General features: G+C 73.2%; 15 protein-coding genes. 5 read left to right on the forward strand and 10 right to left on the reverse strand.

The annotated features are described in order from the left end of the window. Positions 1-10 precede the first annotated feature (10 nt). On the reverse strand, positions 11-1,360 hold the full coding sequence (locus ABZZ17_RS01640; RefSeq protein ID WP_356870826.1) for a metallophosphoesterase: 1,350 nt from the start codon (positions 1,358-1,360) through the stop codon (positions 11-13). After that, positions 1,357-1,602 carry a hypothetical protein gene (locus ABZZ17_RS01645; protein ID WP_356870828.1) on the reverse strand — a complete coding sequence of 82 codons (246 nt, stop codon included), beginning with the start codon at positions 1,600-1,602 and terminating at the stop codon, positions 1,357-1,359. The genes ABZZ17_RS01640 and ABZZ17_RS01645 overlap by 4 nt, the downstream gene beginning before the upstream one ends. Positions 1,603-1,723: 121 nt before the next feature. Here ABZZ17_RS01645 and ABZZ17_RS01650 point away from each other — a divergent pair, with 121 nt between their 5' ends. After that, positions 1,724-2,989: a D-alanyl-D-alanine carboxypeptidase gene (locus ABZZ17_RS01650; RefSeq protein WP_356870830.1), complete on the forward strand. Its 1,266-nt coding sequence runs from the start codon at positions 1,724-1,726 to the stop codon at positions 2,987-2,989. A gap of 99 nt (positions 2,990-3,088) precedes the next feature. On the opposite strand, the gene ABZZ17_RS01655 is transcribed toward ABZZ17_RS01650, so the two are convergent. The 4 genes from ABZZ17_RS01655 to glyA form a co-directional block, all read right to left on the reverse strand. Then, on the reverse strand, positions 3,089-4,054 hold the full coding sequence (locus tag ABZZ17_RS01655; protein WP_356870832.1) for a YhjD/YihY/BrkB family envelope integrity protein: 966 nt from the start codon (positions 4,052-4,054) through the stop codon (positions 3,089-3,091). A 157-nt stretch (positions 4,055-4,211) separates the two neighbouring features. Beyond that, positions 4,212-4,808, reverse strand: a complete 597-nt coding sequence (locus ABZZ17_RS01660) for a 2'-5' RNA ligase family protein (RefSeq protein ID WP_356870834.1) — start codon at positions 4,806-4,808, stop codon at positions 4,212-4,214. 103 nt (positions 4,809-4,911) lie between these two features. After that, on the reverse strand, positions 4,912-5,925 hold the full coding sequence (gene trpS / locus ABZZ17_RS01665) for a tryptophan--tRNA ligase (protein WP_356870836.1): 1,014 nt from the start codon (positions 5,923-5,925) through the stop codon (positions 4,912-4,914). A 213-nt stretch (positions 5,926-6,138) separates the two neighbouring features. Next, positions 6,139-7,407 (reverse strand): serine hydroxymethyltransferase, encoded by a 1,269-nt coding sequence (gene glyA / locus ABZZ17_RS01670; RefSeq protein WP_356870838.1) that lies wholly within the window; start codon positions 7,405-7,407, stop codon positions 6,139-6,141. A 234-nt stretch (positions 7,408-7,641) separates the two neighbouring features. On the opposite strand from glyA, the gene rocD reads away from it, so the two are divergent. Beyond that, positions 7,642-8,847, forward strand: a complete 1,206-nt coding sequence (rocD, locus tag ABZZ17_RS01675) for an ornithine--oxo-acid transaminase (RefSeq protein ID WP_356870840.1) — start codon at positions 7,642-7,644, stop codon at positions 8,845-8,847. 12 nt (positions 8,848-8,859) lie between these two features. Here the strand turns inward: rocD and ABZZ17_RS01680 are convergent, their stop codons facing one another. Further along, on the reverse strand, positions 8,860-10,062 hold the full coding sequence (locus ABZZ17_RS01680; RefSeq protein WP_356870842.1) for a glutathionylspermidine synthase family protein: 1,203 nt from the start codon (positions 10,060-10,062) through the stop codon (positions 8,860-8,862). 4 nt (positions 10,063-10,066) lie between these two features. Beyond that, positions 10,067-10,369: a hypothetical protein gene (locus tag ABZZ17_RS01685; protein ID WP_356870844.1), complete on the reverse strand. Its 303-nt coding sequence runs from the start codon at positions 10,367-10,369 to the stop codon at positions 10,067-10,069. 138 nt (positions 10,370-10,507) lie between these two features. On the opposite strand from ABZZ17_RS01685, the gene ABZZ17_RS01690 reads away from it, so the two are divergent. Further along, positions 10,508-11,344, forward strand: a complete 837-nt coding sequence (locus ABZZ17_RS01690; protein ID WP_356871144.1) for a DMT family transporter — start codon at positions 10,508-10,510, stop codon at positions 11,342-11,344. Between the two features lie 126 nt (positions 11,345-11,470). Beyond that, a complete protein-coding gene (locus ABZZ17_RS01695) occupies positions 11,471-11,821 on the forward strand; it encodes a hypothetical protein (RefSeq protein ID WP_356870846.1) in 351 nt (116 codons plus the stop codon). A 9-nt stretch (positions 11,822-11,830) separates the two neighbouring features. Here ABZZ17_RS01695 and ABZZ17_RS01700 read toward each other — a convergent pair whose 3' ends face one another. After that, the gene (locus ABZZ17_RS01700; RefSeq protein ID WP_356870848.1) at positions 11,831-13,234 is read right to left on the reverse strand and encodes a PLP-dependent aminotransferase family protein; all 1,404 of its coding nucleotides are present in this window, start codon (positions 13,232-13,234) and stop codon (positions 11,831-11,833) included. A 46-nt stretch (positions 13,235-13,280) separates the two neighbouring features. Between ABZZ17_RS01700 and ABZZ17_RS01705 the strand changes: the two genes are divergently transcribed. Next, positions 13,281-13,787, forward strand: a complete 507-nt coding sequence (locus tag ABZZ17_RS01705) for a carboxymuconolactone decarboxylase family protein (protein ID WP_356870850.1) — start codon at positions 13,281-13,283, stop codon at positions 13,785-13,787. Between the two features lie 15 nt (positions 13,788-13,802). On the opposite strand, the gene ABZZ17_RS01710 is transcribed toward ABZZ17_RS01705, so the two are convergent. Beyond that, positions 13,803-14,663, reverse strand: coding sequence for a hypothetical protein (locus ABZZ17_RS01710; RefSeq protein ID WP_356870852.1), 861 nt, complete (start codon positions 14,661-14,663; stop codon positions 13,803-13,805). Positions 14,664-14,850: the final 187 nt, after the last annotated feature.

Raw genomic sequence — 14,850 nt, forward strand, 5'->3', positions numbered from 1 at the left:
TCGGCCCTGGTCAGGCCTGGTATGAGGCAAGTTCGACGACGGTGATGTCGGACGGCGCCCCGACCCGGACGGGCGGACCCCAGGCTCCCGCTCCGCGGGACACGTACAACTGGGTGTCGCCGTAGCGCTCCAGGCCCGCGACGGTGGGATTGGCCAGCTCGGCGAGGTACTTGCCGGGCCACAGCTGTCCGCCGTGGGTGTGCCCGGACAGCTGGAGGTCCACGCCGTGCCGCACGGCGTCGTCGATCACGATCGGCTGGTGGGCGAGGAGGACGGACGTACGGGACCGGTCGCGGTCGCCGAGGGCCGCCTGGAAGTCGGGGCCGTGGCCCTCGGTCTCGCCGGCCACGTCGTTGACCCCGGCGAGGTCGAAGTACGGGAGCTCGCGGCGGGCGTTCTCCAGCGGGGTCAGGCCGAGCTCACGGACGTGGTCGACCCACTGCTGGGCGCCGGAGAAGTACTCGTGGTTGCCGGTGACGAAGAAGGTGCCGTGCCGGGACGTGAGCCGGCGCAGCGGCTCGGCGGCGGGGCCGAGGTCCTGGACGTCACCGTCGACGAGGTCGCCGACGATCGCGATCAGGTCCGGCTGCGTGCGGTTGACGGTGTCGACGATCCGCTGCGCGTGGGCGCGCCCCAGGACCGGACCCAGGTGCACGTCGCTGACGACGGCGATGCGGAAGCCGTGCGCCGCGCGCGGCAGCCGGGCCAGGGGGACCTGGACCCGCTTCACGCGCGGCCCGCGCAGCACCCCGTACGTTCCGGTGCCGACGGTGGCGGCGGTGGCGACCAGGGCCGCGCCGCCGAGGGTCCGCGCCACGAACAGCCGGCGGGTGACCCCCTCGGGTCCCTCGCCCGGGCCGCCCTGCGCCACGGGGGCCGCGGCCGTGGCCAGGTCCCCGGGACCCGCGCCGGCCGCGCCGGCGTCACCCGCGTGGCCGGAGTCGCCGCGGCCGGAGTCGCCCGGGCCCGCCTCCTCGCGGACCAGCGGCTCCGGCTCGTGCGGGGCGGAGCCCCGTCCGGCTCCGGCTGCCAGGGGCGTGCGGGCCGGGCGGCGCAGCCACACGCGGCGGACCACCTCGGCGACCAGCATGGCCAGCGTCAGGTACAGCAGCACCGCCAGCCACATGAAGCCCGGCCAGGCGACGGTCCGCTGGAGCCAGAAGGGCGCGCCCGCGCGGCCCGCCGTGAGGGCGGCCAACGCCAGCACCGGCAGCAGGAAGGCGGCGACGGTGCCCGCGCGGCGGACCGGGCTGCCCGGCCGCGTCGTGTCGCGGAACAGCCGGATCCAGAGCCAGCGGTGAACGAACACCAGCAGCGTCAGGACCGCCAGAGCGATCAGAACAAAGACAAATACGGTCATCGTGATTCCCGACGCAGAGCCAGCACGCCACGCAACCCGATCACACCAACGGCCGTCCCCAGGAGAAAGGACGTCACCGCAAGGAGAAAGTGGACCCAGAAGTACCCCGTAGGGTCACCGGCCGTGTCGAAGGACAGGCCGCTGGCGTTCTTCCACAGGTTCCGGACGAAGGACACCCAGATGAACCAGCTCCACACTCCGAAGGCGAGCAGGAACCAGGAGGAGGTGCGGCTGAGTTTCATGACCCCAGTATCGGATCGGTACCCAGGACGGACGCGCCGGGGTGGGCTGTCCCGGCGGTGGTTGCGGCGGGTTGGCCGGTCCACGACGGCGGACAGCCCATCAGGATGTACTTTCACCTGCGTGTCTGCCAAGAAGACCGCGCTGACGGTCCTTTCCGCCGCGCTGCTGGTTCCCGCGATGCTGGCGCCGCCCGCCCACGCCGACCCGGAACCCCCGCCGCCGGCCGCCGACGGGAAGGGACAGCCGCCCAGGGCCAAGGCGGCTCCCGCGCCCCCCGCGGCGATGTCCAGCGTCGGCGGTGCCTCGCTCGGCCAGCCGGGCACCCAGGTGAACCTGCTGCCCGGCGCGCCCGCCCTGCCGGCGAACATCACCGGGCGTTCCTGGATCGTCGCCGACGCCGAGACCGGGGAGGTCCTGGCGGCCCACAACGCCCACTGGCGGCTGCCCCCGGCCTCGACCATGAAGATGCTGTTCGCGGACACGGTGCTGCCGGGCCTGCCCAAGGACAAGGTCCACAAGGTCACCGACGAGGAGATGTCCGGGGTCGGCCCGGGCAGCAGCCTCGTCGGGGTGAAGGAGGACCACGAGTACACGGTCCACGACCTGTGGCTCGGGGTGTTCCTGAAGTCCGGCAACGACGCCGTGCACGTGCTTTCGGCCATGAACGGCGGCATCGACAAGACCGTCAGGGACATGCAGGCGCACGCCGAGGAGCTCCAGGCGCTGGACACCCACGTGGTGTCGCCTGACGGCTACGACGCCCCCGAGCAGGTGTCGAGCGCCTACGACCTCACCCTCATCGCCCGCTCCGGCCTCCAGAAGGAGGACTTCCGGGAGTACTGCGGCACGGTGACGGCGAAGTTCCCCGGCCTCCAGGAGGAAGGCAAGCCCCGCGACTTCTTCGAGATCCAGAACACCAACCGGCTGATGACGGGCGCGGGCGGCATCAGCCCCTACAAGGGCATCGCCGGGGTGAAGAACGGCAACACCACCATGGCCGGGTCCACCTTCACCGGCGCCGCCCAGCAGGGGTCGAAGAAGCTGCTGGTCACGGTCATGAACCCGGACACCGGCGGGGCCAACTCGGTGTACGAGGAGACCGCCGCGCTCTTCGACTGGGGCTTCGCGGCGGCAGGGAAGGTCCGGCCGGTGGGCGAGCTGGTGCCGCCGAAGAGCGCGGACACCACCTCGTACGGCTCCCCCGCCCAGTCGCACGAGAACAGCCCGACGGCGGGCGGCGACGACTCGGGCAGCAGCGGCATCGGCACGGCGATGGGCATCGCGGGCGGGGCGCTGGCCGTCCTGGCCGGCGGGGCGTTCGTGGTCAACCGGCGCTGGCCGCGCGGCCGCCGGGGCCCGGGCAGCCAGGGCGGCCTGGACGCCTGAGCCACCCGGCCGGAGCCGGGCCCGGCGGCCGGGCGGCCGGCGGTGAGGCGGCCCGGCGGTGAGGCGGTGAGGCGGCCGGGCGGCCCGGCGGTCGGGGCATCAGGCGGGCCGTGGTGCGGGCGCCGGGTCCGGCCGGGGTTCCGCGTCCGGCCCGGACCCGGCTTCCGGCCCGTCACCGGGCTCCGGGTCCTGCGCGCCGTCGCCGTCGGCGTCGGCGTCGTCGCGGGTCGCGGTCCAGGCGGAGCAGAACAGCAGCAGCTTGGCCATGAAGTTGATCCACAGCAGCAGGGCGATCGGCACGCCGAAGGCCCCGTACATGCTCTTGCCCGCGACCTCCCGCATGTAGCCGCTGAGCAGCAGCTTCAGCAGCTCGAAGCCCGCCGCGCCGATCAGGGCCGCCTGGAGCAGGCGGCCGCGCGGGGGTTCGACCCCGGGCAGCAGGGTCAGGACGTAGAGCAGCAGCAGGAAGGCCGCCACGACGCCCACCAGGAAGGCCGCGGACCGCAGCACCGCCCCGCCCGCGCCTGCGGAGGACAGGCCGAGCGCCTCGCCGGACTTGCCGACCGCGCTGGACCCGATGATCGACGCCGCGGCCGAGGCGATGCCGGCGCCGCCGAGGCCGAGCAGGACGAGGGCGTCCTTTCCCTTGCGGGCGAAGGGGTTGCCCTCGTCCTCGTCGTCCCTGTCCCACACCGCGCGCAGGCAGTCCCGCATCGAGCCGATCCAGCCGATCCCCGTGAAGAGCAGCAGGGCGCCGGCGACGAGACCGATCGTGGCGGCGTTCGCGACGAGCCCGTTGATGTCGAGCTGGTCGGAGATGCCGGGGACCTGGTCGGAGAGGTTCTTCTGCAACCGGTCGAGCTGCTCCTGGCTGAGCAGGGCGGCGCCGACGGCGGCCGCGACGGTGATCAGCGGGAAGAGCGCGAGGAAACTGATGAAGGTGATGGCGGCCGCCAGCCGGGTCCAGTGCACCCGGTCGAGCCGCTCGTAGGAACGCCACGCATGCGTCCGCATGGCGGCGGACGCCAGCGGCCCGATCACCGGGAGTTTCGTCAGCCAGTCCATGGGGCCACCGTAATTGAGCTGCCGCAAATAGCCGGGATTGCCGGTTTCGGGTACTACGGTCGTCGATTGTGACTTTTCGCCCGACGGCCCGTCCGTTCCACATCCTGGTCCTGCGAAGGCTCAGGTTCCGCGCCTTCCAGGCCCTGCGCCCGCTGCGTCAGGAGCGCCGCGCCGATGCCTCGGCGGCCGTGGCGGCGGGTGACCCGGACTGTGCGGGGACGCCCGTCGGACCGCTGCCGAACGGGTACTCGCGCAGTTTGCGCCAGACTCCGTCCGAGCCCTGCTCGTAGAGCGCGAAGCCCTCGCACAGCCACTCGGCGGCGTAGTCGGCGAGCTCGGCGAAGGCCCGGTCCATCGCCTCCTCGGAGATCCCGTGGGCGACCGTGACGTGCGGGTGGTACGGGAACGCCAGCTCCCGGTTGATCGGGCCCTCGGGATCACGGACGCGGCCCTGGAGCCGGGTGCAGCCCGGGGCGCCCTCGGCGAGCTGGACGAAGACGACCGGCGAGAGGGGACGGAAGGTACCCGTCCCCGCGAGCCGCATCGCGAAGGGGCGGGAGGACAGCGCGACCTCGGCCAGGTGGGCCCGGATCTGCGGCAGCCGGTCCGTGTCCACCTCGGTGGGCGGTACGAGGGTGACGTGCGTGGGAATGCCGTGCGCGGCGACGTCCCCGAAGCCCGCGCGCAGCTCCTGGAGCCGGCTGCCGTAAGGCTCCGGGACCGCGATCGAAACGCCGAGCGTTACGGTCCCCACGTCTGTCTCCTCCGTGTGTCTGTGTGCGCGGTTGCCGGGCGGCGGTGGTGCTGCCGCTCAGTGTGGCGGCAGCACCCCCCCGACCGCCAGGGGCCTCGGTCCGTCAGTGCTTCGCGGGCAGGAAACCGAGGCGGTCGTACGTCTGCGCGAGGGTCTCGGCGGCGACCGCGCGGGCCTTCTCCGCACCCTTGGCCAGCAGGGAATCCAGGGTCTCCGGGTCGTCCAGGTACTCCTGGGTGCGCTGCTTGAAGGGTGTGACGAAGTCGACCATCACGCCGGCCAGGTCGGTCTTCAGCGCGCCGTAGCCCTTGCCCTCGTACTTGGCCTCCAGCTCGGCGATCGTCTCGCCCGTGAGGGTGGAGTAGATGGTGAGCAGGTTGCTGACGCCGGGCTTCTTCTCGGTGTCGAAGCGGATCTCCGCCTCGGTGTCCGTGACGGCGCTCTTGATCTTCTTCTCGGTGACCTTGGGCTCGTCGAGGAGGTTGATCAGGCCCTTGGGGGAGGACGCCGACTTCGACATCTTGATCGTCGGGTCCTGGAGGTCGTAGATCTTCGCGACCTCCTTGACAATGTGCGCCGCGGGGAGGGTGAACGTCTGGCCGAAGCGCGTGTTGAAGCGCTCGGCCAGGTCGCGGGTCAGCTCGATGTGCTGGCGCTGGTCCTCGCCGACCGGGACGGCGTTCGCCTGGTAGAGCAGGATGTCGGCGACCTGGAGGATCGGGTACGTGAACAGGCCGACGGTGGCGTTGTTGACGCCGCCCTTGGCGGACTTGTCCTTGAACTGGGTCATCCGGCTGGCCTCGCCGAAGCCGGTGATGCAGTTCATGACCCAGCCGAGCTGGGCGTGCTCGGGCACGTGGCTCTGGATGAAGAGCGTGCACCGCTCGGGGTCCAGGCCGGCCGCGAGGAGCTGGGCGGCGGAGAGGCGGGTGTTCGCGCGGAGGTCCTTCGGATCCTGCGGCATGGTGATCGCGTGGAGGTCGACCACCATGTAGAAGGCGTCGTGCGTCTCCTGCAGGGCGACGTACTGGCGGATGGCTCCGAGGTAGTTCCCGAGGTGGAACGAACCGGAGGTGGGCTGGATACCGGAGAGCGCGCGAGGACGATCAGAAGCCATGGCCCCATTCTCTCAGGTGCGGGGGCGGGCCCGTGCCCGCCGCTGGCCGGAACCCTGCCGGTGGACCCCGGCACCGGCCGTACCCCGCACGGGTACCGGACGGTAGCGGGGCGGCCTGATCTTGCCCCGGTCGAGCGACCGCTTACCGCGGTGCCCGGGCGGTACCGCTGCCCGGGCCCCGCGGCGGCGAGGCCGGCCGGGTGACGGCCCGGGTTACGACAGCGGGAGGCCCGGAGCCGGGAAGGCCGCCATGAGGTCGCCGACCTCGGCGCGGACGGCGGCGAGGGCCGCCTCGTCGCCCTTGGCGGCGGCGTCGACCGACCGGGAGATCCAGTCCGCGACCAGCGGCATGTGCTCCGCCGACAGGCCGCGCGAGGTCAGCGACGGGGTGCCGATGCGGATGCCCGACGGGTCGAACGGCTTGCGCGGGTCGAACGGGACCGTGTTGTAGTTCACGACGATGCCCGCGCGGTCCAGCGCCTTGGCCGCGACCTTGCCGGGGACCCCGCGCGAGGTCAGGTCCATCAGGATCAGGTGGTTGTCGGTGCCGCCCGACACCAGGTCGAAGCCCCGGGCCAGCAGTTCGGCGGCGAGCGCCTTCGCGTTGGCCACCACCGCGTGCGCGTACGCGGTGAAGGAGGGCTGCGCGGCCTCGTGCAGGGCCACCGCGATGCCCGCCGTGGTCTGGTTGTGCGGGCCGCCCTGGAGACCGGGGAAGACCGCCTTGTCGATGGCCTTCGCGTGCTCCTCGCGGCACATCAGCATCGCGCCGCGCGGACCGCGCAGGGTCTTGTGGGTGGTCGTGGAGATCACGTCGACGTGGTCCGCCGGGGAGGGGTGGGCACCGCCCGCGATCAGGCCCGCGATGTGGGCCACGTCTGCGACGAGGACCGAGCCGGCTTCCTTCGCGATCGAGGCGAAGGCCTCGAAGTCGATCGTGCGCGGCAGGGCCGTACCGCCACAGAAGATGATCTTCGGTCGTTCGGCGAGGGCCTGCTCGCGCACGGCGTCGTAGTCGATGCGGCCGGTACCGGCGGAGACGCCGTACTGCACGCCCCGGAACCAGGAGCCCGTCGCCGAGACGCCCCAGCCGTGGGTGAGGTGCCCGCCCATCGGCAGGGCCATGCCCATCACCGTGTCGCCGGGCTTCGCGAAGGCGAGGTAGACGGCGAGGTTGGCGGGGGAGCCGGAGTACGGCTGGACGTTGGCGTGGCCGACTCCGAACAGGCCCTTCGCCCGCTCGATCGCCAGGGCCTCGACGCGGTCCACGTTCTGCTGGCCCTCGTAGTAGCGGCGGCCCGGGTAGCCCTCGCTGTACTTGTTCTGGAGCACCGTGCCGGAGGCTTCGAGCACGGCGGCGGACACGTAGTTCTCGCTGGGAATCAGGCGCAGGGTCTCGGCCTGCAGCACTTCTTCCGCCGCGACGAAGGACGCCAGTTCGGGGTCGGTCGCGAAAAGGGCGGGATGGCGGCGCGCGGTCATGGCGGGTCCTCCGGGGTCGATGTCGGTTCGTCCCCGCGAGGCCCAGGCGAGCGGCCCTGTGTGCGGTCGTGCGCGCACGACTCCCCCGGAGTCGGTTCTCCGTGCGCCAGTCGCCGTGCGTACCGCCCACCTTAGCGGGCGCGCCGCGCGAAAGGTTTCTCCTCCCGCCCCGCGAGCGAGGATGCACAGTGACGCCACCCTCGTCACAGGACTTGACGGACGATCGGAGACCCCGTGTCGACAACAGCTGATGCCATCCGCTCCGCCGACGCGCACAGCGCGCACAACTACCACCCCCTGCCCGTCGTCGTCGCGTCGGCCGAGGGGGCGTGGATGACCGACGTCGAGGGCCGCAGGTTCCTGGACATGCTCGCCGGTTACTCGGCCCTCAACTTCGGCCACGGCAACCGGCGTCTGATCGATGCCGCCCGGGACCAGCTGGAGCGGGTCACCCTCACCTCCCGCGCCTTCCACCACGACCGCTTCGCCGACTTCTGTACGGAGCTCGCGGCGCTGTGCGGCAAGGAGATGGTGCTGCCCATGAACACGGGCGCGGAGGCCGTGGAGACGGCGGTGAAGACCGCCCGCAAGTGGGGCTACGAGGTCAAGGGCGTCCCGGACGGCCACGCCAAGATCGTGGTCGCCGCCGACAACTTCCACGGCCGGACCACCACCATCGTGTCCTTCTCCACGGACCACGACGCCCGCGACCACTTCGGCCCCTACACCCCCGGCTTCGAGATCGTCCCGTACGGGGACCTCACCGCGCTGGCCCACGCCGTCACCGAGAACACGGTCGCCGTACTGCTGGAGCCCATCCAGGGCGAGGCGGGGGTGCTGGTGCCGCCGGCCGGATACCTGACCGGCGTACGGGAACTGACGCGCGAGCGGAACGTCCTGTTCATGGCGGACGAGATCCAGTCGGGCCTCGGGCGGACCGGGAAGACCTTCGCCTGCGAGCACGAGGGGGTCGTCCCCGACGTGTACATCCTGGGCAAGGCGCTCGGCGGCGGTGTCGTACCGGTGTCCGCGGTGGTGGCCGACCGGGACGTCCTCGGGGTGTTCCGGCCCGGCGAGCACGGGTCCACCTTCGGCGGGAACCCGCTCGCCTGCGCGGTCGCCCTGGAGGTGGTGGCGATGCTGCGCTCGGGCGAGTACCAGCAGCGGGCCGCCGAACTCGGCGACCACCTGCACCGCGAGCTGAACCTGCTGGTCGGCGCCGGTGCGGTGACCGCCGTGCGCGGGCGCGGTCTGTGGGCCGGCGTGGACATCGACCCGGCCCGCGGGACGGGCCGGGAGATCTCCGAGAGGCTGATGGAGCTCGGCGTCCTGGTGAAGGACACCCACGGCTCCACGATCCGCATCGCACCGCCGCTGGTGATCTCCAAGGAGGACCTGGACTGGGGGCTGGACCAGCTCAGGACCGTCCTCGCCGGCTGACGGACGGAACGGTCAGAGGATGACGTGGGGCAGGAAGCGGGCGTACTCGTCCGTGACCGGCCCCGCCGATTCCCGGATGCCGAGCCCGGCCGCCTCCTCCTCGACGACCCACGCGCCGAGGACGACGCGGTTGCCGTCGAAGTCGGGCAGGGGTGCCAGGGCCTGGAAGACGTACGTCTCCCCCTCGGCCGGGACGAACGGCTCGCCGTCCTCGCCCGCCTCGTGGAGCGTGACCCCGGCGCCCTCGCGGCCCAGCAGCGGCTTGGCCACGTAGCCGGTGGAGTCCGCTCCGGCGAGTTCGCGCGGGCCGTCGAGGTAGGCGGGGAGCAGGTTCGGGTGCTCGGGGAACAGCTCCCACAGGACCGCCAGCAGCGCCTTGTTGGCGAGCAGCATCTTCCACACCGGCTCGATCCACACGGTGGTGCCGGAGCCGCCGCCCTGGTCGTAGGTGCCGAGCACCTGCGGCCCGAACTCGTCGGTGGCCAGCCATTCCCACGGGTAGAGCTTGAAGCAGGCGCGGATGAAGCGGAGCTTCTCGTCCACGAACCGGCCGGACAGGCTGTCCCAGCCGATCTGCTCCACCGACAGGTGGTGGGTCTCGATCCCGGCCTGCTGGGCGGTCTCCTGGAGGTAGGCGACCGTCATCAGGTCCTCGCCCAGCTCGTCTGTCTCGGAGTGCGCGAAGTGCAGCGGACCGGGCGGCAGCAGTTCGGCCTGGCGGCGCCAGGCGTCGACGAGGCGCTCGTGGAGGGAGTTCCACTGGTCGGCGCCGGGGAAGCGCTCCTCCATCCAGAACCACTGCGGGCTCGCCGCCTCCACCAGGGAGGTCGGCGTGTCGGCGTTGTACTCCAGCAGTTTGGCGGGGCTGCCGGACCCGTCGTAGCGCAGGTCGAAGCGGCCGTAGAGGGAGGGCTGCTCGGCGCGCCGCCGCCAGGACTCGGTGATGAGCGTGACCAGCTTCGGGTCGGTGATCCCGAGGTCCGCGAAGCGGTCCTGTTCGACGATGTGCGCGGCCGCGGCCAGGCACATGGCGTGCAGTTCCTCGACGACCCCCTCCAGCGCCTCGACCTCCGGGAGCGTGAAGGAGTAGTACGCGCTCTCGTCCCAGTAGGGGCGCAGGGAGTCGTCGGGGAAGCGGGTGAGGGGGTAGATCAGGCCCTGTTCCTCGACGGTCTTCTGCCAGTCGGGGCGGGGTTCGATGGTGTGGCGCTCCACGGGATCAGCCGCCGCTGGAGCCGGAGCCGCTGTGGCCGCCGATGCCGCCGCGGGTGACCGCCGACTTGTCGAAGCTGCCGCCGGCGACCTTGCCGGAGCTGACGTAGCCGCCGTAGTAGTACGAGCCGTGGCCGCCGCTCTTGCACTCCTTGCTGTTCAGGTGCTCCAGCGTGGAGCGGGACGCGCAGCGCCGGTCGGGCTCGTCGGAGCTTCCGCAGGCCACGAGGCTGGCGGCGAGCAGTCCCACGCCGCCCAGGGCGACCCCGCCCGACCGCATCCGGCGCCGGTTGGTGTTGCTGGTGTCCATGTGAATTTCGCTCCCCCTGTGTGGCGTGTGCTGCCGACGGCTGCCGACAGAGTAGAGCGGGGGCGCGGGGGGATGGAATCCGGCCGCCGTCACACCCTTGTCACGGTGGTGACCTAGAGTCGCTTCGTGCTGATTGGGATGATTTGCGCCCTGGGTGCGGCGGTCTGCTTCGGTACGGCGTCGGTCCTCCAGGCGGTGGCGGCCCGGTCGACGGCGCCGGGGACGGGGTCCGGCGTGGACACCGCGCTGTTCCTGCGGGCGGTCCGGCAGTGGCGGTACGTGGTGGGGCTGTGCCTGGACGGGGCCGGTTTCGTGCTCCAGATCGTGGCCCTGCGGCACATCCCGATCTACGCGGTGGGCGCGGCGATGGCCTCCAGCCTGGCGGTGACGGCCGTGGTGGCGGCGCGGCTGCTGCACGTACGGCTGTCGGGGCGGGAGTGGGGCGCGGTGGCCGTGGTGTGCGCGGGGCTGCTGATGCTGGGGCTGGCTTCCGGGGAGGAGGGGTCGGGCACCGGGCCGGCGGCGCTGGGGTGGGGGCTGCTGGTCGCGGCCGGGCTCGTCCTCCTGGTGGGGGCGGCGGCGGGGCGGCTGCCGGACGGCTCGCGCGCACTGGTGCTGGGGCTGGCGGCGGGGACAGGTTTCGGGGTGGTGGAGGTCGCGGTCCGGCTCATCGACTCCTTCGAGCCGGGCGAGTTGGCGAACCCGGCGCTCTACGCCCTGCTGCTGGGCGGGGCCGCCGGGTTCCTGCTGCTCACCTCCGCGCTCCAGCGGGGCTCGGTGACGGCGGCGACCGCCGGCCTGGTGCTGGGCGAGACGGTCGGCCCGGCGCTGGTGGGGGTGGCCTGGCTGGGCGACCGGACCCGCGAGGGGCTGGCCTGGCTGGCGGTCCTCGGCTTCGCCGTGGCGGTGGCGGGCGCGCTCACCCTCTCCCGCTTCGGCGAACCGCCGGCGCCGGAGCCCGGGGCTCCGGCGTAGGGGCGCCCCGCCGGGCGGCATCCGGCCCCGTTCATCCGGCCGGCCGCGCAACGGATGCCGCCCGCGTCCGGCCGGGGCAGGCTGCGGGCAAGGACAGCCACCACCGCACAGACGAGGACCCGTGCCATGTCCCACCTCCGGCGCATCGGCGTCATCACCGGGGCGGCAGCGCTGCTGCTCACCGCCACCGCCTGCTCGGGCCTCGGCCGGAGCACGGTCGGCACCCTCACCTTCCGCGGCCACGACTCGCCGCTCGAAGTGACCTACAGCAACACCCCGGTCAAGGGCTGCCACCGCATCAACGTGCCGCACGGCGCCACCCACGTCCACAACAACACCCTCGTCGACGTCGTGCTGTACCGGACGCCGGACTGCAAGGAGCTGGACCCGGAGGGCGGCATCTACGTCGCCACCACCCTCTCGAACGTCACCGCCCCCGACAGCCTGCCCTGGCGCAGCTTCAGCGTCATCCACTGACCGCAGGGCTCAGGGCAGGGCCGCCACCAGCGCCGCGAGCGCGGGGGCCCAGGCGCTGTCGGAGGGGGTGCCGTACCCCACCACCAGCGCCTCCCGTGCGGGCATGGCGGAGTCCGGGTGCCGGTAGCCCGCGAGCCCCTCCAGGGCCAGGTCCTGCCAGGCCGCGGCCTGCACCAGCGAGCGCTCCGTCCCCTCCGGGAGGTCCAGTACGGCGTGCAGCCCGGCCGCGATGCCGGAGACGGGGACCTTCCCGGCCAGGGCGGCCACCAGCTCGTCCCGGCGGCGCCGGTAGCGCAGCCGCATGCCGCGCACGTGCCGGTCGTAGGCCCCCGAGGTGACGAACCGCGCCAGCGTCAGCTGCTCCAGGGCGCTGGAGGTCCAGTCGGTGCGGCCCTTGGCCGCCAGTACCTCGTCCAGCAGGTCCGGCGGGACCACCATCCAGCCCATCCGCAGCGCCGGGGAGAGGGACTTGCTGGCCGTGCCCAGGTAGACCACCCGGTCCGGGTCCAGGCCCTGGAGCGCCCCGACGGGCTGGCGGTCGTAGCGGAACTCCCCGTCGTAGTCGTCCTCCAGGATCAGCCCGCCGGTCGTCCGCGCCCAGTCCACCGCCGCCGCCCGCCGGCCGGGGGTGAGGGCGGCGCCGGTCGGGAACTGGTGCGCGGGGGTGAGGAGCACGGCGCCGGTCCGGGGCCCGAACCCGGGCAGGTCCGTGGTGCGGGCCCCGGCCCCGTCCAGCCACAGCGGCCGCGTCCCGAGACCGGCCCCGGTCAGCAGCTCGCGGTGGAGGTCCAGGCCGTACCCCTCCACCGCCACCTCCCGCACCCGCCGCTCCCGCAGCACCCGGCCCAGCAGCAGCAGGGCGTGCGCGAAGCCGGCGCACAGCACGATCCGGTCGGGGTCCGCGTACACCCCGCGCGCCCGCGCCAGGTAGCCGGCGAGCGCCTCGCGCAGCTCCACCCGGCCGCGGGGGTCCACCGCGTAGCCGAAGGCCTCGTTCGGGGCGTCGGTCAGCGCCCGCCGGGCCGCCGCGAGCCAGGCCGCACGGGGGAAACCCGCGAGGTCCGGCGAGCCGGGCAGCAGGCTGTACGCGGGCCCCCGGCGCGCGGGGCGGCGTACGCGGGCGGCGGCGGCCGCCCGGCGCGGCCGGGCCCGCTCGGCGACCCGGGTACCGGAGCCCTGCCGGGCCGTCAGCCAGCCCTCGGCGACGAGTTCGGCGTACGCCTCCGCGACCGTGTTGCGGGCGATGCCGAGGTCGGCCGCGAAGCTCCGGGAGGACGGCAGGCGGGTGCCGGGCGCGAGCCGTCCGCTGCGCGCGGCCTCCCGCAGCGCCTCGGTGAGCGCGGCGCGCAGGCCGCGGCCCGCCGAGAGGTCGAGGTGCAGGTCGGCGCCGAAAGTGGCCCAGGATCCGGTCATGGATGTGGACCATACCGGCGGGCCGCCCGCTCCTTACGGTGGAGGCATGAGCAACCACACCCACACCACCGCACCGGCCGCCGAACACGCCCCCCGCATGCAGATGGCCAAGCTGGCCCCCGAGTTCTACAAGGCCGTCATCGGCCTGGAGATCGCCGCCAAGAAGGGCCTGGACCCGGCGCTCGTCGAGCTGGTCAAGATCCGCGCCTCGCAGGTCAACCACTGCGCCTTCTGCCTCGACATGCACACCAAGGACGCCCTCGCGGCGGGCGAGAGCGTCGAGCGCATCGTGCAGCTCACCGCCTGGGAGGAATCGCGGCACTTCTACACGGAGAAGGAGCTGGCGGCGATCGAACTGACCGAGGCCGTCACCGTCCTCACGGACGGCTTCGTGCCGGACGAGGTGTACGCGAAGGCCGCCGCGCACTTCGAGGAGGCCGAGCTGGCCCAGCTGATCGCCGTGATCGCGACGATCAACGTCTGGAACCGGATCGGCGTCACCACCCGCAGCGTCCCGGGGCACTACACCCCGGGCCAGTACAAGCAGGGCTGAGGCGGCGGACCCCGTTCACTCCGGCCGGAAGGACTCCAGGGCCGCCGTCAGGTGCGCCCGTACGGTCTCGGCGTCGGTGGCCGGACCGGCCGCGAGCAGGGCCCACCGCTCGCCGCCCGGCGTGGTGACGATCCGCTCCACGCCCCGGCGGCGGCCGTGGGACGCCGCGCTGTCGTACTCGTAGACCAGCTCGCAGGCGCTGCCGTCGACCGGTTCGAGGGAGACCTGCCGGTAGCCGGGGTTCGCGTCGTCCAGGGTCTGCGAGGACAGCCGCAGCAGCTCGCACGCGCCCGTCGAGGCGGACTCGCCGACCCGGAAGATCTGGAGGAGCGCGCTGCGGTCGCCCGGCAGGCGGTAGAAGGATCCGCTGCCGGTCTCGTCGTGGCTGCGCTCCCAGCCCTCCGGGACGGCGACCGAGAAGCCCGCCTCGTTGCGCACCACGCTGTAACCGCCCGCGCTCGCCGACGGGCTCGCGCCGGCGCTCGGGCCGTCCGAACGGGTGGGGGGCGCCGCGGACGCCGGGGGCGCCGACGGCTCCGGGGCGCCGGACGCCGAGACGGACGGGGCCGGGGCCGCGTCCTTCCCGTCGTCCCCCTGCCCGCTCAGTACGAACCACCCCGCCACGCAGGCTCCGCCGACCACGGCGGCCACGGCGCCCGCCACCAGCGGCCCGCGCCGCGCCGACGGCCCGCCCGGCCTTGAGGACCGGGGCGGCATCGGCGGGGGCGGCGGCGGCTGCGGGGTCCAGGCCACGTACTCGGGCGGCGGCGGGGGCGGAAGGGACGGGAGTCCGGACCGCGGCGGGTCCGCGGGCCGCGGCCCCCACTCCCAGCGCTGCGACGGGGGGTTCTCCTGGGCGTCGTCACCGGCGGCCACGGCTCAGCCCCCCAACGACGCGAGGAGGACCCGGCGCAGTCGTGGGCCCGGCCGGCGTACCGCTCGGGGGCATCAGGGGCTCGGTCACCGGGTGACCTTATTTTCGGCTTACATCCACCCGACAGCCGAATTCACGCCAAAGCGCCCCGGCCAGGTTTGGCCGGGGCGCTCGGACGACAGCGGAAAT

Origin of the sequence: Streptomyces sp. NPDC006512 (assembly GCF_040611935.1) — a bacterium.
In the GTDB taxonomy this organism is placed as follows: Bacteria; Actinomycetota; Actinomycetes; order Streptomycetales; family Streptomycetaceae; genus Streptomyces.